We start from the raw sequence: 23,263 nt of genomic DNA on the forward strand, positions 1-23,263 counted from the left end.
GCGGCGTCGACGGTGACGTACGTCCAATGTAGGCCCGGGGCCCCCGGCGCGCTCGGCCGTTACGTCTTTGCGGGGACGCCCGTGAGGGCCGTGACGACCGGATCGAGTGCCTGGTGTATCTCGTCCCCGATGGACCGGAAGAACGTCAGGGGAGCCCCGTACGGGTCGTACACCTCGTCCGCCTCGGCGTTCGGCGCCAGGAGCCACCCGCGTAGAGCCGCCGCAGCGCGCACCAGCGCACGCGCGCGGGTGACCACGCCCTCCTCCAGGGGCGGCAGGGTCGCCGGGTCGATGGCCTTCACCAGGCGGGTGAACTCCTTGAGCGTGAAGGTCCGCAGGCCCGCCGAGTGCCCCATGGAGATGACCTGCGCCCGGTGGTCCCGGGTGGCGGTCAGCACCAGGTCGGCGCGGATCACGTGCTCGTCGAGGAGCTCGCGCCCGGTGAAGCCGGAGGCGTCCGCGCCGAAGTCGGCCAGCACGGTCTCCGCGTTGGCCTCCATGGGGGCGCCCTCGTGACCCCAGGTGCCCGCGCTCTCCACGATCAGCCCGCCGCCCAGGATCCCGAGCCGCTCCCGCACGAAATGTCGGGTCAGCCGCTCGGTGATGGGCGAGCGGCACACGTTGCCGGTACTGACGTGGAGGATGCGGAAGCTGTCACGCGGAAGCCCCACGAATGTCGTCGTGATCTCCGCCGCGCTTTCCCCGTTGCCTATGCCACGCCCCGCTCCAGGGGCCGTCAATTCGCCACCTCGAGGTCGGGTACGACCTTTCGCAGCTCTTCCGCGGAGAGCGCGCCGGCGCGCAAGAGCAGCGGCACCTCACGGGTCACGTCGACGATCGACGACGGGACGTTGCCGGGGGTCGGGCCGCCGTCGAGGTAGACGGAGACGGAGTCGCCGAGCATCTCCTGCGCGGCGTCGCAGTCCTCCGGCGCCGGGTGGCCGGTCAGGTTGGCGGAGGAGACGGCCATCGGGCCCACCTCCGTCAGCAGCTCGATGGCGACGGGGTGCAGGGGCATGCGCACGGCGACCGTGCCTCGGGTGTCGCCCAGGTCCCACTGGAGGGACGGCTGGTGCTTGGCGACGAGCGTCAGCGCGCCCGGCCAGAAGGCGTCGACCAGCTCCCAGGCCAGTTCCGAGAAGTCCGTGACGAGACCGTGGAGCGTGTTCGGGGAGCCGATCAGGACGGGGGTGGGCATGTTGCGGCCCCGGCCCTTGGCCTCCAGCAGGTCCGCGACCGCCTCCGAGGAGAACGCGTCGGCGCCGATGCCGTACACCGTGTCCGTCGGCAGCACCACGAGCTCGCCACGGCGGACGGCGGACGCTGCCTCACGCAGACCGGTCACACGGTCGGTCGCGTCGTTGGTGTCGTATCGCCGTGCCATCTTTAGCTGGCCTCCTCGTACACGTGCTGCTGGGGTGAAGTCCACGAAGACTGCGGGGTGCCCGGTGTGCTCACGGCAGTGCCTTGCGGGCCGTGGCGAAACGCGGGCGGTTGTTCAGGTCCGGGTGGTCGGCTGCGTCGGTCCAGCCCCGGTCCTCGGCGAAGATCCACGGCACCTGGCCGCCCTGGGTGTCGGCGTGCTCCACGACCACGACCCCGCCGGGGCGCAGCAGCCGGTGCGCGGTGCGCTCCAGGCCGCGGATGAGGTCCAGGCCGTCCTCGCCGGAGAACAGGGCGAGACCGGGGTCGTAGTCCCGCGCCTCGGGGGCGACGTACTCCCACTCCGTGAGCGGGATGTACGGCGGGTTGGAGATGACGAGGTCGACCTGGCCGTCGAGGTCCGGGAAGGCCGTCAGGGCGTCTCCCTGGCGCAGCTCGACCCTGGATCCCTCCACGTTCTTGCGGGTCCACTTCAGGGCGTCCTCGGACAGCTCCACGGCGTGCACGCGCGAGCGCGGCACCTCCTGGGCGAGGGCGAGCGCGATGGCGCCGGAGCCGGTGCACAGGTCGACGATGCACGGCTCGACGACGTCCATGGCCCGTACGGCGTCTATGGCCCAGCCGACCACGGACTCCGTCTCCGGCCGGGGCACGAACACCCCGGGGCCGACCTGGAGTTCCAGGTACCGGAAGTAGGCGCGCCCGGTGATGTGCTGGAGCGGCTCGCGGGCCTCGCGGCGGGCGATGACCTCCCAGTAGCGGGCGTCGAAGTCGGAGTCCTTGACGGAGTGCAACTCGCCTCGCTTGACGCCGTGCACGAACGCGGCGAGCTCCTCCGCGTCGGTGCGCGGCGAGGGCACGCCGGCATCGGCGAGCCGCTGGGTGGCCTGGGCCACCTCCGCGAGCAGCACGCTGCGGGGGCTTGGGGGTCGCCCCCCAAATGACTGCTGCACGCAAGTCCTCCGGTGCTCGGTACTCCTATGTGTCCTTACGCGGCGGCCGTGTCCTTACGCGGCGGCCAGCTTGGCGGCCGAGTCCGCGTCGACACAGGCCTGGATCACCGCGTCGAGGTCGCCGTCCAGGACCTGGTCCAGGTTGTACGCCTTGAAGCCGACACGGTGGTCCGAGATGCGGTTCTCCGGGTAGTTGTACGTACGGATCTTCTCGGAGCGGTCGACGGTGCGGACCTGGCTGCGGCGGGCGTCGGCGGCGTTCCTCTCCGCTTCCTCCTGTGCGGCTGCGAGGAGCCTGGAGCGCAGGATACGCAGTGCCTGCTCCTTGTTCTGCAACTGGCTCTTCTCGTTCTGGCAGGAGGCGACGACTCCGGTGGGGATGTGCGTGATGCGCACGGCGGAGTCGGTGGTGTTGACGGACTGCCCGCCCGGCCCGGAGGAGCGGTAGACGTCGATGCGGAGGTCGTTCGGGTTGATCTCGACGTCGACCTCCTCGGCCTCGGGGGTGACGAGGACACCGGCGGCGGAGGTGTGGATACGGCCCTGGGACTCGGTGGCGGGGACGCGCTGCACGCGGTGCACGCCGCCCTCGTACTTCAGTCGGGCCCACACGCCCTGCCCGGGCTCCGTGGCGCCCTGGCCGCCCTTGGTCTTCACGGCCACCTGGACGTCCTTGTAGCCGCCGAGCTCGGACTCCGTGGCGTCGATGATCTCGGTCTTCCAGCCGACCCGCTCGGCGTACCGCAGGTACATGCGCAGCAGGTCGCCGGCGAACAGGGCCGACTCGTCGCCGCCCGCGCCCGCCTTGATCTCGAGGATGACGTCCTTGTCGTCGCTGGGATCGCGCGGGACGAGGAGAAGGCGCAGCTTCTCGGTCAGCTCCTCGCGCTGCTTCTCCAGTTCCTTGACCTCGGCGGCGAAGTCGGGGTCGACGGCGGCGTACTCGCGCCCGGTCTCGATGTCGTCGCCCGTCTGCATCCAGGAGCGGTACGTGGCGACGATCGGGGTGAGCTCGGCGTAGCGCTTGTTCAGCTTGCGCGCGTTGGCCTGGTCGTTGTGGACCGACGGGTCGGCGAGCTTCTTCTCCAGGTCGGCGTGCTCGGCGACGAGTTCCTCGACGGCCTCGAACATCTTGGGCTCCTGTGCAGGGACGGGGGTGAAGGGCGGGCGACCAAAAACGCCGGTCCCGGAGCGCCCGGTGAGGGGGCGCGTCCGCGGACCGGCGAAATGGGGCTCGCTACTTCTTGGAGCCGGCGGCCTTGCCGAAGCGGGCCTCGAAGCGGGCCACGCGGCCACCGGTGTCGAGGATCTTCTGCTTGCCCGTGTAGAACGGGTGGCACTCGGAGCACACGTCGGCACGGATCGCGCCGGACTCGATGGTGCTGCGGGTGGTGAACGACGCGCCGCAGGTGCAGCTGACCTGCGTCTCGACGTACGCGGGGTGGATGTCGCGCTTCAAGGTGTCTCCTAGGTTTCGGGAGGGCGCCGGGTCGCTGCCGCGGGGTGCGGGAGCGTGAACCGGGGCCGACGTACCAGTCTGCCAGGACTGGGGCCATCCCCCAAAACCGGGGGTTGCCGTTGTTTGTTCCCCGTGCCCCTTACTGGCCGCTCACGACACCCTTGGCCTCACCCGTCGCCGTTCCCTTCGTCGCGCTCTTCGGGATCGGCTTGTCGTTCTGCAGGGCCTTCCAGATCTCGTCGGCCTTCTTCTTCTGGAGGAGGACCCGGTTGGGGTCGGCCGGGTCGTAGGCCACCGGCATCGTGACCATGTGCATGTGGGACGGGGTGATGCCCTTGAGGCCGCCCGCGAAGGACGCGAGCTTGCTGACCGAGCCGAGGTCGGAGTCGGTCGTCACCGTCTTGGTCGCGGTCTCCGCGAGGTCGAGCAGCTTCTTCGGGTCCGTGAAGACGCCGACGTCCTTGACCTGGTTGACCAGGGCCTTGATGAAGGCCTGCTGGAGCTGGATGCGCCCGAGGTCGGAGCCGTCGCCGACGCCGTGCCGGGTGCGGACCAGGCCGAGGGCCTGCTCGCCGTCGAGTCTGTGGGTGCCGGCCTTCAGCTTCAGGTGGCTGTCGGGGTCGTCGATGCTCTTGGTCGTGGTGACCTCGACCCCGCCGAGGTCGTCGATGAGCCTCTGGAAGCCGGCGAAGTCGACCTCCAGGTAGTGGTCCATGCGCAGGTCGGTGATCGACTCGACGGTCTTGACGGCGCAGGCGGCCCCGCCGGTGGAGTACGCGGAGTTGAACATCACGCCGTTCGCGGCGGGGTACTCCTTGCCCTTGGTGTCCGTGCACGAGGGCCGGTCGATGAGGGTGTCGCGCGGGATGGAGACCACGCTGGCCTTCTTGTGCCCCTTGTAGACGTGCACGATCATCGCCGTGTCGGAGCGGGCGCTGCCGTCGTCGGTGCCGCCGCCGAGCTTCTTGTTGCCGCCGGCGCGGGTGTCGGAGCCGAGGACGAGGATGTTCTCCGAGCCGTTGTCGGCCTTCTTGGGCCGGTCCGTGCCGAGCGCCTGGTCGATGTCGACGCTCTTGAGGTTGCCGTTGAGCTTGAAGTACATGTACCCCGCCCCGGCGCCGCCCACGGCGACGATGCCCGCAGCGGTCCAGGCCGTCACCATCAGAGCCTTGTGACGCTTACGGGGCTTGCGGCGCCGGCCCTTGGCGCGGTGGCGCGGCCCGGTGATGCCGGTATCGCCCGGTATACCCGGACCCGGCGTGCTCTCGGCAGACATGTGCTCCTCAGCTCGTCTACGGTCGGTTACCCCCTGCGGTCAGTGCCAGGCGTGCTCGGTCGGGGACTTCCTCCTGGCACCATCGTCACTCCGCCTGGTCAGACGGAGAAACTCGGGAAAGGGTTGCACAACGGACTGTGCCCACCGCGTACGACGGTGGGCACAGTGTGTATTCACGTCAGCGAGGGGTACCCCGCTCACCTGCGATTTCAGCCGAAGATGTCGTACTGCTTGAAATCGGTACCGACAGAGATCCTTGTGGCGAAGATCTCGCTGGTCGCCTTGCCGGTGCCCGGGTACAGGTAGAGCGTCCCGCCGGGAGTGCGGGCCAGGAAGTCGGCCTTGCCGTCGCCGGTGATGTCGCCGGTGGCGTCGAAGGCGTTGTAGCCGCTCCAGGTGCGCACCTTGACCCGGGCCGAGAAGGCGCCCGAGCCGGCCTTGCCGGTGCCCTTGTAGAGGTACATGTAGCTGCCCGACGAGCTGCGCGCGATCAGGTCGGTCTTGCCGTCGCCGGTGAAGTCGCCGTGGCCGCGCACGGAGTTGTACTGGTTCCAGCCGGAACTCACCTTGACGCGAGGCGAGAAGGTGCCGTTGCCCTTGCCCGGGTAGATCCACATCACGCCCGCCGAGTCGACCGAGAGCAGGTCGGGCAGGTAGTCGCCGGTGACGTCACCGGGGGTGATGATCCGGGTGCGGGTCTTCCAGTTGTCGGCGATCTGCTTGGTGGACCAGGTGCCGGTGGAGATCACGTAGTGGGCCCAGAAGACGTCGCCGTCGCTGCTGCGCCGGTAGACCAGGTCCTGGTAGCCGTCCCGGTCGAAGTCCGTCTGGAGGACGGTGTTGAAGCCGTTCCAGTTGCCCCAGGACTCGCGGGCGGCGAACGACGTGCCCTTGGAGTCCTTGGAGTAGCCCGTCTTCGTCGAGGCGTTGCGCACCCACAGGTCGGCCTTGTGGTCGCCGCTGATGTTGGTGTCGTCGAGGCGCGGGTAGGCGGCACCGACGTAGGTGCTGACCTTGCTGAAGACGCTGTAGGCGCCCTTGGCGACGCAGTCCGTCACGCCCCAGGAGACGACACCGACGATCCGGTTGTTCACGACCAGGGGGCCGCCGGAGTCACCGTTGCAGGCGGTGGTGGTACCGGTGTCGCTGCCGGTGGCGGGGTTGCCCGCGCAGACCATGTGCCCCTTGACGAAGTCGCTGCCGTACGCGCCGGCGCAGGTGGTGTCCGACTGGACGGGCAGCGTGGCCGTCTTCAGCGTCTCGGAGATGTCGTCGCTGGTGGAGCTGGTGCGGCCCCAGCCGTAGACCTTGGCGCTGGTGCCGGCCTGGTACGACGTGGTGTCGCCGGACGTCGTCATGCGGATCGGGGTGGCCTTGACCGGGACGGGCAGGGTGAGCACCGCGATGTCGTTGTCGATGGTCGTCGCGTTGTACGACGGGTGGTTCCACTGCCGCCAGACGCCGGTGACGGTGCCGCCGTGCAGGTCGGTGCCGTCGGCCGAGGGCAGCTGGGAGGTGCCGGTGACGATGGCGCCGTTGGCGTGCCAGTCGTAGCCCTTGACGCAGTGCGCGGCGGTGAGGATCTTCGTCGGCGCGACGACGGCGCCGCCGCAGAAGAAGCCGATGTCGTCGCTGGTGGTCGAGGTGCCCCGGTCGTCGTAGTAGTGCAGCTGCGCCATCCACGGGGCCGAGGTGATGGTGGTCTCGCTGCCGCCGATGATCTTCGGGTCGACGGTGGAAGGGCTCGTGTTCGTGCTCGTGCTCAGCGACGTCTTGCTCGTCTTGCCCGCGATGTCGTCACCGGCCATGGCGCCCGCGACGCGCTTCTCCAGCTCGGCGAGCGACGGTGAGGTGGTGGCGGGCTTGACCGTCGGCTGCGGCAGTGCGGTGGCCGCGCCGGCGGACGTCGTCAGCAGCGCGGCGGCCACGGCGGCGGCCACACCGGCCGCGGCGACGGGAAGGGCGATGCGTATCCGGCGTCTGTGCCGACCGCCCCCAGGCATGGTTCTACCCACGAATGTCCCCCCTCGGGATCACATGTTCGAAGAGAGCGTGATCCTACCCTCACGCGAACGCACAGAGGGCCGCCCCCGTTTCCGGGAGCGGCCCTCTTACGCAGTGCTTACCTCAGTCGCCGTTGCCCGGCGTCGGGGTGGTCTTCTGGATCTGCATCAGGAACTCGGCGTTCGACTTCGTCTGCTTCATCTTGTCGAGGAGCAGTTCGACGGCCTGCTGCTGGTCGAGGGCGTGCAGCACCCGGCGCAGCTTCCAGACGATGGACAGCTCGTCGTTGGCGAGCAGGATCTCTTCCTTACGGGTGCCGGACGCGTCCACGTCCACCGCCGGGAAGATGCGCTTGTCGGCGAGCTTCCGGTCGAGCTTGAGCTCGGCGTTGCCAGTGCCCTTGAACTCCTCGAAGATGACCTCGTCCATGCGGGAACCGGTGTCCACCAGAGCGGTGGCGAGGATGGTCAGCGAGCCGCCGTCCTCGATGTTGCGGGCCGCACCGAAGAAGCGCTTCGGCGGGTACAGGGCCGTCGAGTCGACACCACCGGACAGGATGCGGCCGGAGGCCGGGGCGGCGAGGTTGTAGGCACGGCCCAGACGCGTGATGGAGTCCAGCAGGACGACCACGTCGTGACCGAGCTCCACCAGCCGCTTGGCACGCTCGATGGCGAGCTCCGCGACCGTGGTGTGGTCCTCGGCCGGGCGGTCGAAGGTCGAGGAGATGACCTCGCCCTTGACCGACCGCTGCATGTCGGTGACCTCTTCCGGACGCTCGTCGACGAGGACGACCATCAGGTGGCACTCGGGGTTGTTGTGGGTGATCGCGTTGGCGATCGCCTGCATGATCATGGTCTTGCCGGTCTTCGGCGGGGCCACGATCAGACCGCGCTGGCCCTTGCCGATGGGCGAGACCAGGTCGATGATGCGGGTCGTGAGGACGCCCGGGTCCGTCTCCAGGCGGAGGCGGTCCTGCGGGTACAGCGGCGTCAGCTTGTTGAACTCCGGGCGGCCTCGGCCGTGTTCGGGCGCCATGCCGTTGACGGAGTCCAGGCGCACCAGCGCGTTGAACTTCTCGCGGCGTTCGCCTTCCTTCGGCTGACGGACCGCACCGGTGATGTGGTCACCCTTGCGCAGGCCGTTCTTGCGGACCTGGGCGAGGGAGACGTACACGTCGTTCGGGCCGGGCAGGTAGCCGGACGTGCGGATGAAGGCGTAGTTGTCGAGGATGTCCAGGATGCCCGCGACGGGGATCAGGACGTCGTCCTCGGTGATCTGCGGCTCGGAGGCGATGTCGTCGCGGCCACGGCGGCCACGGCGGTCACGGTAACGCCCGCGACGTCCACGCCGGCCGCCCTCGAAGTCGTCGTCGTCCTGCTGACGGTCACGGTCCTGACGGCCGCCGCCCTGCTGCTGGTTCTGCTGCCCGCGCTGGCCGCCCTGCTGGTCGTCGCCCTTGTTGCCACGACGGTCGCGGTCACGGTCACGGCCGCCGTCCCGGTCCCGGCCGCGGTCACGACGGTCGCGACGACGGCCCTCGCCGCCCTCGCCCCCGTCGGACCTGGCGTCGTTCTGGGACTGCTGCTGCGCCTGCGACTCGCCCTTGGACTCGTTCTTCGCCTCGGCGGCGACCGTCTCGGAAGCGGCGGCGGCCGGCGAACCGGCGTCTGCGGTGGCCCGGCGACGGCGGCGCTCGGAGGGCGCATCCTCGCTGGCCGGCTGGCCGGGAATGTCGATCTGCTGCTGGGCCACGGCCTTCTCGGCCTTGTCGGCCTTCTGGGCGGGGGCCTCGGGGGCCTGCTTCGCGTCCGCCTTCTTCTCCGCCTTCTCGGCGTTGTCCCCCGTACGGGTCCGGGAGGTGGCGCGGCGCTTCGGCTTGGTCTCCGCGGGGGCCTCGGCCTTCGCCGCCGGAGCGGCGCCGCCGGACGCCTGCGCCTCCTTGATGACCTCGATCAGCTGGCTCTTGCGCATACGCGCGGTGCCCCTGATACCGAGGCCGGATGCGACCTGTTGCAGCTCGGCCAGCACCATGCCCTCGAGGCCGGTACCGCGGCGCCGCCGGGAGCCGGCACCGGTGGCAGGCGCGGAGGCGTCCGTGGCGGGCGCGGCAGCGGTCTCCTCGACACGTGCGCCCATCAGATCGGTGGTGTCGCTCACGAAGGGTCCTTCCCTGGAGCGGACGTCGGCCTGTCTGGCTCGGCGACCGGTTGTGCTGTCCGGCTTCGGTCCGTGTGGTGTGAACCGTGCCGGGGCGGTGGTCCGCCTCAGCGGCGGAGGAATCTGGTGATGGCGCTTCCATGTGCCGTGACACCCAGTGTCAGTGTCACGCGGCGTGGTCGCACCGGTTCCGGAGCGTGCCCTGCGCCCCGCTCAGTGTCCGTGTACGGCGTACGGTCCGACGTACGGAACACAGTGCGGCTTGGGGGGCTCCCGGAAGAATGTCTGTCCCGGACGGGGACACGAGGCACCTCGCCGTGGTGGGGTCGGGTGCAGACTTGAGGTTAACACTACCGGATCCAACAAACATTCCCCCTCTCGAAATCCGGCAACCGTGCGCTTTCAAATGTCGGTGGAGGTCGCGAGCGGCAGCACGACCGCGCCCTGCGCATCGAGACTCAGCCTGTTGGCGGCCCAGTCAGCGCCCGCCAGGGCCTCGACCTTGTCGGCGGTGCCCGCGTCGGCCAGCGCCATGACCGTCGGGCCGGCGCCGGAGATCACCGCGGGGACGCCCTCGGCCCGCAGCCGCTCCACCAGTGCCGCGCTCTCGGGCATGGCCGGGGCGCGGTACTCCTGGTGCAGGCGGTCCTCGGTGGCGGGCAGCAGCAGCTCGGGGCGCCGCGTCATGGCTTCGACGAGCAGGGCGGCCCGGCCCGCGTTGGTGGCCGCGTCGACGTGCGGCACGGTGCGCGGCAGCAGGCCGCGCGCTGTTTCGGTGAGTACCGGCTTCCCGGGCACGAAAACCACCGGAACGATGGAATCGGCGGGCTCCATCCTGATCGCCCGGGCCGCGCCGCCCTCCATCCAGGACAGGGTGAAGCCGCCCAGCAGACAGGCGGCGACGTTGTCGGGGTGGCCCTCGATCTCGGTGGCGAGTTCCAGCAGCGCCGTGTCGTCGAGCTTGGCCTCGGCGCCTATGGTCACGGCGCGGGCGGCGACGATGCCGGCGCAGATGGCGGCCGAGGAGGAGCCCAGGCCCCGGCCGTGCGGAATGCGGTTGGCGCAGACGATCTCCAGGCCGCGCGGCTGTCCGCCCAGCAGATCGAAGGCGGTGCGCAGGGAACGTACGAGAAGGTGCCGCTCGTCGCGCGGGAGTGTCTCGCTGCCCTCACCCGCGATGTCGATGTGCAGCCCGGAGTCGGCCACCCGGACGACCACGTCGTCGTACAACCCCAGCGCAAGGCCGAGGGCGTCGAAGCCCGGGCCGAGGTTGGCGCTGGTGGCGGGGACGCGCACCCGGACGGCGGCGGCTCGGAACGCTGGACCGGCCATCGCTCGATGACTCTCCTTGAGCTGCGTGATGGTCGAATGACGTGGGATGGACATTCGATGGTGTACGAGAACCCTGGGGGCCGCGGAGACGGCGCGGCTCCGCGGCATATGCGGCGGGCGGGTTCAGTACAGCCTATCGAAGGAAGGTTCTGTGGCGACATAGGGCGCACAGGAGGCGCACGATGCGTGTCGTAAGCCCCCTGTGCACCCCCCGTAGGGAACCTCCCCGGTCGAGCGCCGTATTACGCCGGACCGTGTCGGGCGTTACACCGGCGCTCGGTGCGTCGGCGCACGTCAGGCCAGGCCGAGGCGCTCCGCCGCGGCCGCCGAGTCGACGGGTACGGTGACCGGCTGCGGGGCACCGGCGACGGCCCAGTCGGGGTCCTTCAGGCCGTTGCCCGTGACGGTGCACACGATCCGCTGCCCCGGGTCGACCTTGCCCTGCTCGGCGGCCTTCAGCAGACCGGCGACGGACGCGGCGGACGCGGGCTCGACGAAGACACCCTCCTGCGAGGCCAACAGCCGGTAGGCGCGCAGGATCTCACGGTCCGTCACCTCGTCGATGAAGCCGCCCGACTCGTCCCGCGCGGCGAGCGCGTACTGCCAGGAGGCCGGGTTGCCGATGCGGATGGCGGTGGCGATGGTCGACGGGTCCTTGACGACCTCGCCGCGCACGATCGGGGCGCTGCCGGAGGCCTGGAACCCCCACATCCGGGGCGTCCGGGAGGCGACGCCGTCGGCGGCGTACTCCTGGTAGCCCTTCCAATAGGCCGTGATGTTGCCCGCGTTGCCCACCGGCAGGACGTGGATGTCGGGCGCGTCACCCAGCATGTCCACGATCTCGAACGCGGCAGTCTTCTGGCCCTCGATACGCACCGGGTTGACCGAATTGACCAGCGCCACGGGGTAGTTGTCGCTCAGCCCGCGCGCGAGCGTGAGGCAGTCGTCGAAGTTGCCGTCGACCTGGAGGATCTTCGCGCCGTGCACGAGGGCCTGGCCCATCTTGCCGAGCGCGATCTTGCCCTGCGGCACGAGCACGGCACAGACCATCCCGGCCCGCACGGCGTACGCGGCGGCGGAGGCCGACGTGTTGCCGGTGGAGGCGCAGATGACGGCCTTCGCGCCCTCCTCCTTGGCCCGTGTGATGGCCATGGTCATACCGCGGTCCTTGAAGGACCCGGTCGGATTCGCGCCCTCCACCTTGAGGTGGACCTCGCAGCCCGTGCGCTCGGAGAGCACCTGCGCGGGCACGAGCGGCGTGCCGCCCTCGCGGAGCGTCACGACCGGCGTGGTGTCGGATACCGGAAGCCGGTCCCGGTACTCCTCGATGATTCCGCGCCACTGGTGGGTCATTGCTGGTTACTCTCCTTCAACCCGCATGATGCTGGCGACACCACGCACGGTGTCGAGCTTGCGCAACGCCTCGACGGTCCCGGTGAGGGCGGCGTCGGACGCGCGGTGCGTGACGACGACGAGGGAGGCCTCGCCGTCCTTCCCCGACTGGCGAACCGTATCGATCGAGACTCCGTGCTCGGCGAAGACGGTCGCGACCTGGGCGAGAACACCCGGTTTGTCGGCCACGTCGAGGCTGATGTGGTAGCGCGTGACCACGTCGCCCATGGGCGACACCGGCAGCGCGGCATAGGCGGACTCGCCCGGTCCGGTCGCGCCGCCGATCCGGTTGCGGCAGACGGCCACGAGGTCGCCGAGCACGGCCGAGGCCGTCGGGGAACCGCCCGCTCCGGGGCCGTAGAACATGAGCTGCCCGGCGGCGTCGGACTCGACGAACACGGCGTTGTAGGCGCCGCGCACGGAGGCCAGCGGGTGGCTCAGCGGGATCATCGCGGGATGCACGCGCGCTGTGACGGACGCCCCGTCCGCGGCCCGCTCGCAGATGGCGAGCAGTTTGATGGTGCAGCCCATCTCCTTCGCGGAGGCGAAGTCGGCCGCCGTCACCTCGGTCATGCCCTCGCGGTAGACGTCGTCGAGGCGCACGCGCGTGTGGAAGGCGATGCCGGCGAGGATGGCGGCCTTGGCGGCGGCGTCGAAACCCTCGACGTCGGCGGTCGGGTCGGCCTCGGCGTATCCGAGGGCGGTGGCCTCGTCGAGGGCCTCCTGATACCCGGCGCCCGTCGAGTCCATCTTGTCCAGGATGAAGTTGGTCGTGCCGTTGACGATGCCCATCACCCGGTTGATCTTGTCGCCGGCGAGGGACTCGCGCAGCGGCCGGATCAGCGGGATGGCGCCGGCGACGGCGGCCTCGTAGTAGAGGTCCTTGCCGTGCTCGTCGGCGGCGGCGTGCAGGGCCGCTCCGTCCTGGGCGAGCAGCGCCTTGTTGGCGGAGACGACGGAGGCGCCGTGCTCGAAGGCGGTGGTGATGAGGGTCCGCGCCGGCTCGATGCCGCCGATCACCTCCACGACGACGTCGATGTCGCCGCGTTTGACGAGGGCGGTGGCGTCGGTGGTGATGAGGGCCGGGTCGATGCCTTCCCTGACCCTGTCGGGCCGCCGCACGGCCACGCCCGCCAGCTCCACCGGGGCCCCGATCCGGGCCGTGAGGTCGTCGGCGTGCGTCGTCATGATGCGCGCCACCTCTGAGCCGACCACTCCACAGCCCAGCAGCGCCACCTTCAGCGGACGCGTACGCATCATCCGACCTCGTTTCCTCTTTACCGTCTACGGTGCAACCAGTCTCACTCACCGGACGGGAGTTTCTGCCCCCGGTCCGGATCGTGAGATGTCTATTTCATTTGTGCGAGGGCGGAAGACAGGAGATCTTCCGCCCCGTGCCCCTGGGCTCTCGCTCAGCCGACGTCGAGACGCAGCAGGTCCTCCTCCGTCTCGCGGCGGACGATCACCCGGGCCTCACCGTCCCGCACGCTGACGACCGGCGGCCGCAGCACGTGGTTGTAGTTGCTGGCCATGGACCGGCAGTAGGCGCCCGTGGCCGGTACGGCGATCAGGTCACCCGGTGCCAGGTCGGCCGGCAGGAACGCGTCCTTGACCACGATGTCCCCGCTCTCGCAGTGCTTGCCGACGACCCGGGCGAGCATCGGCTCGGCGTCGGAGGTGCGGGAGACCAGCGCGACGCTGTACTCGGCGTCGTACAGCGCGGTGCGGATGTTGTCCGACATGCCGCCGTCGACGGAGACGTACGTCCGCAGCCCGTCGAGGGGCTTGATGGTGCCGACCTCGTAAAGCGTGAAAGCCGTCGGGCCGACGATCGCTCGTCCCGGCTCGACGGAGATGCGCGGCGTGCGCAGCTTGGCGGCCTCGCACTCACGGCTGACGATCTCCCTGAGGGACTTGGCGATCTCGTGCGGCTCGCGCGGGTCGTCGTCACTCGTGTACGCGATCCCGAGCCCGCCGCCGAGGTCGATCTCGGGCAGCTCGACGCCGTGCTCGTCGCGGACGTCCTTCAGCAGCATGACGACCCGGTGCGCGGCGACCTCGAACCCGGACATGTCGAAGATCTGCGAACCGATGTGGCTGTGCAGGCCGACGAGTTCGAGCCCGTCGAGCGCGAGGGCACGGCGTACGGCCTCGGCGGCCTGCCCGCCGGCCAGCGGGATGCCGAACTTCTGGTCCTCGTGGGCCGTGGCGATGAACTCGTGTGTGTGCGCCTCGACGCCGACGGTGATCCGGATCAGTACCTTCTGCCGCTTCCCCAGGCCCTGCGCGATGTGGGCGACGCGAGCGATCTCCTGGAAGGAGTCGAGCACGATGTGCCCCACACCGGCCTCGACGGCCCTGGTGATCTCGTCGACGGACTTGTTGTTGCCGTGGAAGGCGATGCGGTCGGCGGGCATGCCGGCGGACAGGGCGGTGGCCAGCTCGCCGCCGGAGCAGACATCGACGTTCAGCCCTTCCTCGTGCAGCCAGCGCACGACGGCACGGGACAGGAACGCCTTGCCGGCGTAGTAGACGTCGGCGCCGGTCCCGAACGCGGTGCGCCAGGCACGCGCGCGGGCCCGGAAGTCGGCCTCGTCGAGGATGTAGGCCGGGGTGCCGAACTCCTCGGCGAGCCGCGTGACGGGGATCCCCCCGACGGTGGCGACACCGCGCTCGTCACGCGTCACGGTCTGCGCCCAGACCTTCGGGTCCAGGACATTGAGGTCGGCGGGCGGGGCCGAGTAGTGGCCCTCGGGGAGGACGTCGGCGTGACGGGGCCCGGCGGGGTGGGCGGAACGGCTCATGATCGGTCGTCTTTCAGAGATGGTCGGGTGCGTCGATGCCGAGCAGGGACAGGCCACCGGCCAGCACCGCCCCGGCGGCTTCGGCGAGGGCGAGCCGGGCACGGTGGGCGGCCGAGGGTTTCTCGTCGCCGAGGGGCAGCACGGCCGGGAGCAGCGGCAGCGTGGCGTCGGCGACGCTGACGAGGTGCCGGGCCAGGCGGTCGGGGCCGCGGTGGGCGGCGGTGGCGGCGAGGATACGGGGGTGGTCGCCGAGTGCGGCGAGCAGCGCCTCCGCGTCGCTCACGGGGCCGGGCTCGGGGTGGAAGCCCAGGTCGGCGGCGTTGCGCAGGAGCGCCCGGGTGCGGGCGTGGGTGAACCGGACGCGGAAGAGGGGGTTGGCCTCCCGCTGGACCAGATGATCGCCGGTGATCCGGGGCCGGTCGTGCGCGGCCGGGTACAGCAGCGCCCAGCGGGCGGCGTCGCGGCCCAGGGGCAGGGGGTCGGCAGGGGCGGGGGCGGGGTGGAGGGTGACGTCGAGGTGGGGGAGGGAGTGGGGGCAACTGCCGGAATGGCCGGCATCCACACCGAGGCCGGTCTCCCACTCCGGCGCGGGCCGGCCGTCGCATGTCACGCGTACGAGGTCGCCCTGGCTGCGCAGCACGCGGGCCAGGGCATCCGCGACGACGACGGCACGGACCTCCGCCGGGCACCGGAGCCGCACGATGGTCCCGCTGGACCCCTCGGCGTGGCCGTACCGCCGCCCGCGCCGCAGGATCTCCTCGACGAGGAGTGCGGAGGCGTCGCGTTCCAGGCTGAAGTTGAGAAATCCGGGCCCCGTGACGACGACATCGTCGATGAAGGCCTCACCGGCGAGCCGGGCCCTGAGGATCTCGGCCACGCGCCGCGGCGGCTGTCCTGCCGCGCCGGCCAGCTGGAGGGCGATCCCGGTGGCGTAGTCGCCGCAGCCCCCGGGCCCCGGCGGAGTGACCACGGCCCGCTCCGGCACGGTCACGCTGAGCTCACCCTCGTCGACAGCGCGGCGCACGGCGTGCAGCACGGTGCGGGAGAGCTCGACGGGGGTCACGGGGACAAGCGTATGGGAGGAGGGGGGCGGAAAGGCGAGCCGGTTTTGAGGAGGGTCCGGGATGTGGACGCGGGGCGATGCCGCGGCCCGGCCCGCGGGGCTGTACGCAGCTGCCTGCACAGCCATGGACCGACGATCCCCGCGCGGCCGAGGGATCACCCGCCGGCACTCCCGGCCCGCTCAGCCTCCCCCGCACCGAGGACGGACCCATAAGCGGCCGCACCACCGCCGCCGACGCCACCACTGCCGCCGACGCCGACCCCGCCACTGACGCCGGCACCACCCCCCGGCCGGCCCTCACTCCGCTCCCGCTCGATCAACTGCCGCACCATCCCGACGAGTTCGGCGGGCTCGAACGGCTTGGCGAGGAAGGCGTCGACGCCCACTTCGAACCCGGCCTCGACCTCGTACTGGGTGCAGGCACTGATGATGGCGAGGGGCAGGTCACGGGTCCGCGGATCGGCTCGCAGGCGGGCGGCGGTCCGGATCCCGTCCAGCCGGGGCATGACGACGTCGAGGGTCACTGCATCGGGCCGCACCTGATGAACGACATCAAGACACTCGGCACCATCGGCCGCGGTCACGACCTCCAGCCCCTCCAGCTCGAGGTTGACCCTGATCAACTGCCGGATGACCTTGTTGTCGTCCACAACAAGCACCCGGCCCGACGCGCCTGGCACAACTCGAGAGTAGGTCGACCCCGGCCACCGCGTCCGGGTTTTCCCCACTTCCACCCCGACCGGGCGACCCGCAACCCCGCCCCCGACAGCGGAAACCCGTTCATGACCACCCCGAGGGAGCTGGTAGTGTTCTACCCGTCGCCGCGAGCAACGCGACGGACACGCCCCCGTAGCTCAGGGGATAGAGCAACGGCCTCCGGAGCCGTGTGCGCAGGTTCGAATCCTGCCGGGGGCACCCCTTATGAGGTGCCTGAAGACCCTGTGACCAGCGGAAACGCTGAGTACGGGGTCTTCGTGTTTGTGCAGGCGTATGCCGCCTTGGGCGGCCGTATGTCGGGGTCTGTGGACGAGGCGTGGACGGGATCTTGAGACATCGCCGCAGGTGAGATCTCACAAATGGCGAAGCCCGCGCTAGTGCCAGGCGCCCCGCCCCGGTATGCGTCGTCACGCCGCCGGGCCAACAACGGGCGCCCATGAGTGCATCCGGCACCTCTCACAGGCCCACGGTGCTCCCCAGACAGGCGACCTCGCGCCGCAAGACAAGTTACGGCGTCCCGACTGCCGCGGTCGACTGCGCGCCGAGCTTGGCCTCTGCCTCGTCGAGCCGCCGCATGAGCATGTTGGCGAGGGCCAGCATCTCCTGCGCTTCTTCCGGATCGTCGGCGAAGTGCGGGCCATGGGATCTCGGGTTTCGAAGTGCTTCCATCGCCCCCTTGAACAGGTCTCGAAAGCCTTCGCGCTCGCTCCGTAGCGAAGGGCCAGTGGCTCGCGTCACGACAAGCTTCGGCGTGTCCGATCCGAGCGCCGCGCCCATGAGTTTCGACCCGACGTCCGGGAGTCCGCTCAGCGTCTGGACGCGGTGCTCCACGGCTTGGAAGGCGCTCCGCACTGCATCGGTGTACTGCCCCTTCTCGAAGCGTCCAGCTGCTACTGCCGCCACTGCGGGGTGAAGTGGAATGGAAAGCGCGAGTGTCGGCGCGGGCGCTGGCGCGAGGACGGGTTCACGTAGAGGTGGCGATGGCACGAACTTGGGTTCTGCTGGCTGAGAGTCGCGCACGCTGGTCCTCGCGTTCCAATACTCCACGAGTCTAGCCACCATCGCGAAGGGGCGTACTCTGCGGTCGAACGAGACGCGCCAGTACAGCTCCTCGGGTCGCCAGCCGAGACCCGACGTCCAGGGCTCATGGGTGGTCAGGAGTGCGGCGCGGTAGAAAGCCTCGGCCGGTGGGATCACTCCAGGATCGAACGCTGGGTGTGTCGTGACTACTTCAGGGTCAATGTACGGCTGACTAGGCGCCGAGGGATCGTCGGGCCGGGGCTCCCAGTCTCGTTCGATCACGCCGGCTAGACGCACTATGTAAATGAATGCCTTGATCTCTGTCGCGGTGTCGTCGCAGTGCACTGCGCCAGCGAGAGAGAGTTGGATCGCCTGGTCCGGCTGCGGCGGTCGACGTTGCAGGTCGAAGTCGATCCCCAAGAGCAGACCCTGCGGTAGTTGCTCAATCGCATCTTCAAACTGGACACCCATGCGATAGAGGGCCCTGTCAGCCTGCTCGAAGGTGGGCCACCGACGCTCCTGGGCAAGGTGCTGCCAGACGAGGTTCAGGAGCTTGGATCCCTCGTCGCCCGAGGGGCGAGGCATGCCCTTCGGCGCGACAGCCCGATTGCGCATGTTCACGAACAACCCCGCAACTGTCTGTAACCGTATAGGCCAGGAAGGTTATCGGACAGTCCGGCCATCCAGCGACTGTGTTCGGACCGTCCCCCTGGGACTCTGAGCTAGAGACTCAACGGCGGCCGTCGAAGCGGTCAGGAGGTGATCCGCTGGGTCGCCGACGGAGGGATCAGGGTGACAGCGCCCCGAGGTGCAGCACCAAGGTCCTAAGTTTCTTGCAAAACAAGCGAGCTTTCGCCGCGGCCACCAGATCAGGCGCGGCGCCAAGCCTGCCGATGGCGAGCGACGCTGTACACCTGCTCTACCTGTTCAGCGGTTAGCATCCCTGAGAGCGGGGCGAGAGCCGATACTTGGCGCTCCCGGTACACCCGGACGCCAAGCTGCGTGGCAACCACCTTGAGGTCGGTGACGCCGACAAAGACGAGTACTGGCTCGACCGGCACGGGAAAGTCGCAGTAGTGCTCAAGCACCCGGACGACTCGCTTGGCCTCCGCTCGGCTCTTACGTGCGTAGGGCGCCGGCTTTCCGTGATCGACTTTCACAGCATCGTCGCCGACCCATACGGCCTTGTTGTGGTGGTGCTTCGTATTGATGCTGAACACTCCGCCAGGCCCGATAAGCAAATGATCGACATCGACATTGTTGGCCAGCGGGATGGAATGCAGGACCCGCCACCCGCGCCGCGCCAAGCGGTTCAGCTCGGCTCCCACTCTCCTCTCCCCCGCCAGACCCTTACGCCACGAGTCCCACTCCGTAGGACGCCGCAGAAGCAATGAGACGACTCGCTCGATCAGACCTGGGCCGGACGCGGCAAGCAGATCACGGAGGGATTCCCCGGGACGGTTGGTGGACAGGTCGTCTGCCGGCGTCAGAGGCGGCAGCATCGGGCGGGCTTCAGCTTCAGGCGCCTCCTGTGGCGGCACCGGCTCAGGACTGTCCCGTAAGTGGTGCGTCAACACGACGATCACGTCGTCGCGATACTCGGCGACCAAGACCGTAATGTCCCCCGTCCTTACATCCGCCCAGCCAACAGCAGTGCCATCCGGCAGGTTCGCGTACAGGCGATCATGTCCGTACCGCTTCCAGCGTGTGACCTTCAGTTCCACGAGTCCCCCTCGTCTGATCTCCACTCGAAGCGTCGCAGCAGGTAGGGCTCAAGACGAGAAGGGCCCCGGACAAGATGCCCGGGGCCTCGGTGGAGTGCAGCGTGCCTCACTCGTATTCGCGAAGCAGGTCCTCGATACGTCGGTTAGCGACGTCCTGCCGTCCGTCGAGGCACTTCGCGTAGCGGGTCAGCAGGACCTCCACGCTGTTGCCAGCGCGCTCGGCCACCTCGGTGGGGTCGACACCGGCGTTGAGCCACGTCGACAGCGCTGAGTGCCGGAGGTCGTACGGCCGACTCGCGAGCGGCGAGGCCGCGACGGCCGGTGGAAGTGCGAGGAGTCGAGCTTCCTGCCACACGCGGTAGTAGGTCGAGGATGGGACGACCGAGCCCTTCTCGCTGAAGAACAGCCGCCCGTCGTCCGCCGTGCCGAATGTGGCCAGGTGCTCGCGGAGCACGGCCACGAGGTGAGGCGGAATCGGCACCCGCCTCACGTCCTCGGTCGGCCGGTTCTTCAGCCCGCGGTCGTCATGGGTCTTCCCCGAGTCGGTCCACTGCCTGCCGACGGACGGACGGGTCCTGTGGAGCAGCGCCGAGCCCCAACCTTGCTCGGGAAGGTTCAGATCCGTCTCGGCAAGTCCGACCGCTTCCGCCGGCCGGAGACCGCCGAAGTACATGGCGGCGAACAGACCCATGAGGCGACGACCACGGGCGCGCCTGTACCCGCCCACGTAGGAAACCGCCGCCAGGAGGTTCCGTGCCTGCTCCGGGTTGGCGACAACCCGCGGATCGACCTGGGTGGACACCTTCGGCTTCTGCCAGCGGACAGCCGTGATGGGGTTCTCACGCAGCTCCCCCAGGTCGACGGCGTAGTTCGCGGCATTGACGAGCGTCCGACGCTTGCGCCGCACGGTCTCCGCCGCTGCCGCCGTGCCGTCGAGCTTGAGCTTCAGCGAGTCGAGGACCGTGCGAGCCGTGGCCGCTTCAGCGAGATCGGCGAGCGGCCGGGATGCCTTGGACACCCAATGGAGAACGTTCCGCACGTCGTCCGGGACTTCCCGGTCATCGGGCCCTGGCAGCACGAAGGCCCAGTTGCGCAGTGCTCTGCGGATTTCCCCGTCGGACGGTCGTCCGGCGCGCTCGTCGAGGAGTTCCAGCGTCACGCTGGTGAGGGCTTCGTTGATGCCGTCCCGTGTGTTGGGGGCGGCATGAGGCCATTTCATGGCGAGGTATCGGAGGGCGAAGGCATACCACGACACGGCCGACTTCTTCTCTTCCATCGAGGCCGGGAGCCCCGACTCGGTGTCGAACTCCTCGCCGTCGCGCATGGCACGCATGAGCTTCGTGCGGTAGTGGTCGGCGAGCGCCTTGGTACGGAAGGACTCCGAGAAGACACCGCCTGCGACGGACCAGCGGACGCCGTACGACGGCGTTTTGGTGTCCCGCTTGCGGACTCCCCAGACCTTCACGTCGAGAGACTTCACGCCGCCTCCTCGAGCTGTCGCAGCCATGTGTTGAAGTCGCTCCGCCAAACGCGCAGCTCTCCGTTGGGCAACTTGAATGCGGCCGGCCCGTACCCCACTTCTCGCCAGCGGTAGAACGTCCGACGGGAGACACCGCCCAGCTCATCCAGGACTTGGCGAACGGTCATCAGCTCGTCGCGACGGGCGTCCATGTCGGTTCTCCTTCCGTTCCGGGGGCGGGTTCGAGGGATGCGGCCAGCCAGGCTTCACCGTTGCTGAGACCGGTTCCGGCGAAGACCCAGTGGGCGAGGACGAGCGTGGTTTCGCCGTCCTGGGGAGCGGCCGTGGCGGCTTGGGCGCGGCGCCATTCGGCGCGGGCGTCGCGGAGGGCGCCGAGGGTGGTGGAGTAGCGGCGGGACTTGGTGGAGAAGTGGCCGCGAAATCCGAGCATGTGGGCCCAGGCGCGCAGGCGGAGGTGTTCGAGGTCCTTGCGTGCGCCGAGGGTCCAGGCCGTCCGGATCATGCGCCGGGCATGGTCAGTGATCCGGGCCTGTGCCAGCTCGGCGAGGAAGCGGATCGGCCGGTCCAGGGTGCCGGTCGCTGTCTCGGCGCCTTTGGTGGCGTACTTGGCGATGTACGCGGCGACGGCCCGTTCGGTCAGTTCCTGGCCGCCGTCGAAGTCGGCGGAGCGGATGGTGCGTACGTCGAGTTGGCGGCCGAAGGTGAAGGTGTGGGCGCGGCCGTCGACGTGCGGTCCGTTGATGCGTGTGGCGGTGACGGCAGCGTGGATGGCGTCGGTCAGCAGCTCGGCGGACGCCCAGGCCGGAGGGGCTGTGTCGCCGCCGTCCGGGCCGTCGAGGCGGATGACCGCGTGGAAGTGGACGGCGCCCCGCTTCTGGTACTCGGCGACCTTGGCGAAGGAGACGCGCGCGTGATCTCGAAAGGCACGCTGGGTGAGTCCGGCGCGCTTGGCGATCTCACGGCGCAAGTAGATCGAGAAGCGCCGCCACAGGGCTCCGGCGTGTGCGTTCCAGAGCACGGCCGCTTCGTAGTCGTACGCGTCCGGGTCGAGGGGCGTACCGAGGTCCGGGTCTGTTTCGTCGTGCCGGGCACCGCAGCGGCAGGGCCGCCCGCTGGAGGGGCGGTTGTGGACCGGGCCGAAGCTCGGCGCGGTGAAGGTGGCGAAGACGCGCGGGTGCGTGCCGACCTGTTCGGCGGTGCCCTTGCCGCCACGGAGCCCGGCGGTGATCAGGTGGAAGGTGTCTCGGCGGTAGACCTCCGCGCAGGCCGCGCAGCGGGTGGCACGGCGGTTGTTGCAGCGGACGAGGAGGCTTCCGGCGGGCAGGGAGGACGAGTCGAGGTGGTGGAGGACGCGCCCGATTTCTCCGGTCGTCCGGTCGACCGCGTACTCGGTGCGGTGGCCGTCGAGGCGCACGGGGTTGGTGCAGCCGCCCAGGCCGGAGAGTTGGCGGGCCAGCTCGGGCATGGTGCCGAGGGAGGCCAGCATGGAGAGTTCCGCCAGCGGGGGCGGAGTCTGCCGGGTGATGATGGGTCTTCCTTTCGGCTGTTTCGGCGGTTGGGAGGGACGGCCCCGGGGCGGCGGGATGCTTGGCGGCGTTTGCCGCCCCGGCGGCCGGTCAGCGCCTGTTGGCGCCGGTGACGAGGGAGCGCAGGACCACGGCGGCAATGGCCACGGACACGGCCGAGACGGCGACCGCCGCCAGGAGCGCGGTGAGGACGACGCCGACCACGACCACGGCGGCGACCGCACCGGCGCCCACCCCGACGAACGGGGCGACCGAGCGGCCGGCGGAAGGGGCCGGTGCGTGATCCTGCGGGATGTGGGTGGTGATGCTCGGGATGTGCGGGGTGTTGGGCAGCTTGGGGCGGAACATCGTGGGACTCCTTGTCGGTCGGGGTGTCATTCGTGGGTGCCGTTGACGACGTCGACCCCGGAGCGGGTGCCGGACTCGATGGCCGGGGCGAGGATGGTGTGCGAGAGCCAGAAGCCGAACAGGGCGATCACTACGGCGACCCAGAGGCGGATGCCGAGGAACTTGATCGCGGCCCAGGCGATGACGCCCAGGACGAAGACGAGCGGCAGGGAGACAGTCACGGGAGCTCCTCAGCGGACGCGGCAGCGGTGGGTGCGCGCGGCCAGCTCGGCGGCGGCGCGGCTGTCGTAGTCGGTGGCGAAGCCGCAGCGCGGAGCCGTGCAAGCGGCGGTGTGCTTCTCGCGGCCCCGGCCGTCGTAGTAGGTGCCGACCTGGACGGGGCCGATGCGGACGACGCGGCGGAAACGGCGGTTGGCGGACATCAGGGCATCTCCTTGTCGATCTCGCCGGTGAAGTCGGTGACGTGGTCGGCCAGCCAGCGCAAGATCTCGTCGCCCTCGTAGCTGTCGGCGGCGAGGATCACCGGTTCGGCGATCAGCACGGCTTCGGTGAGGCGGTTCTGTCGGGTCAGCTCGGCGGCGCGCTTCAGCGCGCGGAGCGTGGACGGGCGCAAGGGGGGAAGTCC

Annotated in this window: 23 protein-coding genes and 1 tRNA gene; 1 reads left to right on the forward strand and 23 read right to left on the reverse strand. The window is 69.7% G+C overall.

Features of this window, described 5'->3' with window-relative positions:
* Positions 1 to 59 precede the first annotated feature (59 nt).
* The 14 genes from ACIBL4_RS37410 to ACIBL4_RS37475 all read right to left on the reverse strand — a co-directional run bounded on the left by ACIBL4_RS37410 (position 60) and on the right by ACIBL4_RS37475 (position 16,482).
* Positions 60 to 740, reverse strand: a complete 681-nt coding sequence (locus ACIBL4_RS37410) for a low molecular weight phosphatase family protein (protein WP_059417218.1) — start codon at positions 738 to 740, stop codon at positions 60 to 62.
* Positions 737 to 1,384 carry an L-threonylcarbamoyladenylate synthase gene (locus tag ACIBL4_RS37415; protein WP_020272587.1) on the reverse strand — a complete coding sequence of 216 codons (648 nt, stop codon included), beginning with the start codon at positions 1,382 to 1,384 and terminating at the stop codon, positions 737 to 739. The genes ACIBL4_RS37410 and ACIBL4_RS37415 overlap by 4 nt, the downstream gene beginning before the upstream one ends.
* A 70-nt stretch (positions 1,385 to 1,454) precedes the next feature.
* Positions 1,455 to 2,294 (reverse strand): peptide chain release factor N(5)-glutamine methyltransferase, encoded by an 840-nt coding sequence (gene prmC / locus ACIBL4_RS37420; protein WP_307177497.1) that lies wholly within the window; start codon positions 2,292 to 2,294, stop codon positions 1,455 to 1,457.
* Positions 2,295 to 2,390: 96 nt separating this feature from the next.
* Positions 2,391 to 3,467 carry a peptide chain release factor 1 gene (gene prfA, locus ACIBL4_RS37425; protein ID WP_399416267.1) on the reverse strand — a complete coding sequence of 359 codons (1,077 nt, stop codon included), beginning with the start codon at positions 3,465 to 3,467 and terminating at the stop codon, positions 2,391 to 2,393.
* A gap of 106 nt (positions 3,468 to 3,573) precedes the next feature.
* Positions 3,574 to 3,795, reverse strand: coding sequence for a 50S ribosomal protein L31 (gene rpmE, locus ACIBL4_RS37430; protein WP_010040182.1), 222 nt, complete (start codon positions 3,793 to 3,795; stop codon positions 3,574 to 3,576).
* A gap of 139 nt (positions 3,796 to 3,934) precedes the next feature.
* Positions 3,935 to 5,071, reverse strand: coding sequence for an LCP family protein (locus ACIBL4_RS37435; protein ID WP_399416268.1), 1,137 nt, complete (start codon positions 5,069 to 5,071; stop codon positions 3,935 to 3,937).
* Positions 5,072 to 5,280: 209 nt separating this feature from the next.
* On the reverse strand, positions 5,281 to 7,074 hold the full coding sequence (locus tag ACIBL4_RS37440) for a trypsin-like serine protease (RefSeq protein WP_399416293.1): 1,794 nt from the start codon (positions 7,072 to 7,074) through the stop codon (positions 5,281 to 5,283).
* Positions 7,075 to 7,198: 124 nt separating this feature from the next.
* The gene (gene rho, locus ACIBL4_RS37445) at positions 7,199 to 9,232 is read right to left on the reverse strand and encodes a transcription termination factor Rho (protein WP_399416269.1); all 2,034 of its coding nucleotides are present in this window, start codon (positions 9,230 to 9,232) and stop codon (positions 7,199 to 7,201) included.
* Between the two features lie 402 nt (positions 9,233 to 9,634).
* Positions 9,635 to 10,564, reverse strand: coding sequence for a homoserine kinase (gene thrB, locus ACIBL4_RS37450; protein ID WP_399416270.1), 930 nt, complete (start codon positions 10,562 to 10,564; stop codon positions 9,635 to 9,637).
* 294 nt (positions 10,565 to 10,858) lie between these two features.
* Positions 10,859 to 11,917, reverse strand: coding sequence for a threonine synthase (gene thrC, locus ACIBL4_RS37455; protein WP_399416272.1), 1,059 nt, complete (start codon positions 11,915 to 11,917; stop codon positions 10,859 to 10,861).
* 6 nt (positions 11,918 to 11,923) lie between these two features.
* Positions 11,924 to 13,216, reverse strand: coding sequence for a homoserine dehydrogenase (locus ACIBL4_RS37460; RefSeq protein WP_399416273.1), 1,293 nt, complete (start codon positions 13,214 to 13,216; stop codon positions 11,924 to 11,926).
* A gap of 152 nt (positions 13,217 to 13,368) precedes the next feature.
* Positions 13,369 to 14,760, reverse strand: coding sequence for a diaminopimelate decarboxylase (lysA, locus tag ACIBL4_RS37465; protein ID WP_399416274.1), 1,392 nt, complete (start codon positions 14,758 to 14,760; stop codon positions 13,369 to 13,371).
* A gap of 13 nt (positions 14,761 to 14,773) precedes the next feature.
* Positions 14,774 to 15,823 carry an ArgS-related anticodon-binding protein NrtL gene (gene nrtL, locus ACIBL4_RS37470; protein WP_399416275.1) on the reverse strand — a complete coding sequence of 350 codons (1,050 nt, stop codon included), beginning with the start codon at positions 15,821 to 15,823 and terminating at the stop codon, positions 14,774 to 14,776.
* A 155-nt stretch (positions 15,824 to 15,978) separates the two neighbouring features.
* Complete coding sequence (locus ACIBL4_RS37475) at positions 15,979 to 16,482, reverse strand: response regulator (protein ID WP_399416294.1); 504 nt, start codon at positions 16,480 to 16,482, stop codon at positions 15,979 to 15,981.
* Between the two features lie 184 nt (positions 16,483 to 16,666).
* Here ACIBL4_RS37475 and ACIBL4_RS37480 point away from each other — a divergent pair.
* Positions 16,667 to 16,738 (forward strand) — tRNA-Arg (locus tag ACIBL4_RS37480).
* A gap of 309 nt (positions 16,739 to 17,047) precedes the next feature.
* Here the strand turns inward: ACIBL4_RS37480 and ACIBL4_RS37485 are convergent.
* From ACIBL4_RS37485 to ACIBL4_RS37525, 9 genes are all read right to left on the reverse strand, one after another.
* A complete protein-coding gene (locus tag ACIBL4_RS37485; protein WP_399416295.1) occupies positions 17,048 to 18,181 on the reverse strand; it encodes a TIGR02391 family protein in 1,134 nt (377 codons plus the stop codon).
* Positions 18,182 to 18,429: 248 nt separating this feature from the next.
* The gene (locus ACIBL4_RS37490; RefSeq protein WP_399416276.1) at positions 18,430 to 19,284 is read right to left on the reverse strand and encodes a nuclease-related domain-containing protein; all 855 of its coding nucleotides are present in this window, start codon (positions 19,282 to 19,284) and stop codon (positions 18,430 to 18,432) included.
* A gap of 106 nt (positions 19,285 to 19,390) precedes the next feature.
* Complete coding sequence (locus ACIBL4_RS37495) at positions 19,391 to 20,764, reverse strand: tyrosine-type recombinase/integrase (RefSeq protein ID WP_399416277.1); 1,374 nt, start codon at positions 20,762 to 20,764, stop codon at positions 19,391 to 19,393.
* On the reverse strand, positions 20,761 to 20,955 hold the full coding sequence (locus tag ACIBL4_RS37500) for a helix-turn-helix transcriptional regulator (RefSeq protein ID WP_399416278.1): 195 nt from the start codon (positions 20,953 to 20,955) through the stop codon (positions 20,761 to 20,763). Before ACIBL4_RS37500 ends, ACIBL4_RS37495 begins: the two co-directional genes overlap by 4 nt.
* Positions 20,931 to 22,250, reverse strand: coding sequence for a replication initiator (locus tag ACIBL4_RS37505; RefSeq protein ID WP_399416279.1), 1,320 nt, complete (start codon positions 22,248 to 22,250; stop codon positions 20,931 to 20,933). Before ACIBL4_RS37505 ends, ACIBL4_RS37500 begins: the two co-directional genes overlap by 25 nt.
* Positions 22,251 to 22,380: 130 nt before the next feature.
* The gene (locus ACIBL4_RS37510; RefSeq protein WP_399416280.1) at positions 22,381 to 22,638 is read right to left on the reverse strand and encodes a SpdD protein; all 258 of its coding nucleotides are present in this window, start codon (positions 22,636 to 22,638) and stop codon (positions 22,381 to 22,383) included.
* 26 nt (positions 22,639 to 22,664) lie between these two features.
* On the reverse strand, positions 22,665 to 22,859 hold the full coding sequence (locus ACIBL4_RS37515; protein WP_030246370.1) for a hypothetical protein: 195 nt from the start codon (positions 22,857 to 22,859) through the stop codon (positions 22,665 to 22,667).
* Between the two features lie 9 nt (positions 22,860 to 22,868).
* Positions 22,869 to 23,060, reverse strand: coding sequence for a mobile element transfer protein (locus ACIBL4_RS37520; protein WP_086606144.1), 192 nt, complete (start codon positions 23,058 to 23,060; stop codon positions 22,869 to 22,871).
* Positions 23,060 to 23,251: a hypothetical protein gene (locus tag ACIBL4_RS37525; protein ID WP_399416281.1), complete on the reverse strand. Its 192-nt coding sequence runs from the start codon at positions 23,249 to 23,251 to the stop codon at positions 23,060 to 23,062. The genes ACIBL4_RS37520 and ACIBL4_RS37525 overlap by 1 nt, the downstream gene beginning before the upstream one ends.
* Positions 23,252 to 23,263 lie beyond the last annotated feature (12 nt).

The sequence above is a fragment of the Streptomyces sp. NPDC050416 genome, assembly GCF_044458845.1.
In the GTDB taxonomy this organism is placed as follows: domain Bacteria; phylum Actinomycetota; class Actinomycetes; order Streptomycetales; family Streptomycetaceae; genus Streptomyces.

Coding starts and splice junctions, on each gene's coding strand:
- ACIBL4_RS37500 (WP_399416278.1), bottom strand. CDS start 20,955: ATGGACGCCCGTCGCGACGAGCTGATGACCGTTCGCCAAGTCCTGGAT.
- thrC (WP_399416272.1), bottom strand. CDS start 11,917: ATGACCCACCAGTGGCGCGGAATCATCGAGGAGTACCGGGACCGGCTT.
- ACIBL4_RS37440 (WP_399416293.1), bottom strand. CDS start 7,074: ATGCCTGGGGGCGGTCGGCACAGACGCCGGATACGCATCGCCCTTCCC.
- ACIBL4_RS37520 (WP_086606144.1), bottom strand. CDS start 23,060: ATGTCCGCCAACCGCCGTTTCCGCCGCGTCGTCCGCATCGGCCCCGTC.
- prfA (WP_399416267.1), bottom strand. CDS start 3,467: ATGTTCGAGGCCGTCGAGGAACTCGTCGCCGAGCACGCCGACCTGGAG.
- ACIBL4_RS37460 (WP_399416273.1), bottom strand. CDS start 13,216: ATGATGCGTACGCGTCCGCTGAAGGTGGCGCTGCTGGGCTGTGGAGTG.
- ACIBL4_RS37505 (WP_399416279.1), bottom strand. CDS start 22,250: ATGCTGGCCTCCCTCGGCACCATGCCCGAGCTGGCCCGCCAACTCTCC.
- thrB (WP_399416270.1), bottom strand. CDS start 10,564: ATGGCCGGTCCAGCGTTCCGAGCCGCCGCCGTCCGGGTGCGCGTCCCC.
- ACIBL4_RS37435 (WP_399416268.1), bottom strand. CDS start 5,071: ATGTCTGCCGAGAGCACGCCGGGTCCGGGTATACCGGGCGATACCGGC.
- ACIBL4_RS37415 (WP_020272587.1), bottom strand. CDS start 1,384: ATGGCACGGCGATACGACACCAACGACGCGACCGACCGTGTGACCGGT.
- ACIBL4_RS37510 (WP_399416280.1), bottom strand. CDS start 22,638: ATGTTCCGCCCCAAGCTGCCCAACACCCCGCACATCCCGAGCATCACC.
- lysA (WP_399416274.1), bottom strand. CDS start 14,760: ATGAGCCGTTCCGCCCACCCCGCCGGGCCCCGTCACGCCGACGTCCTC.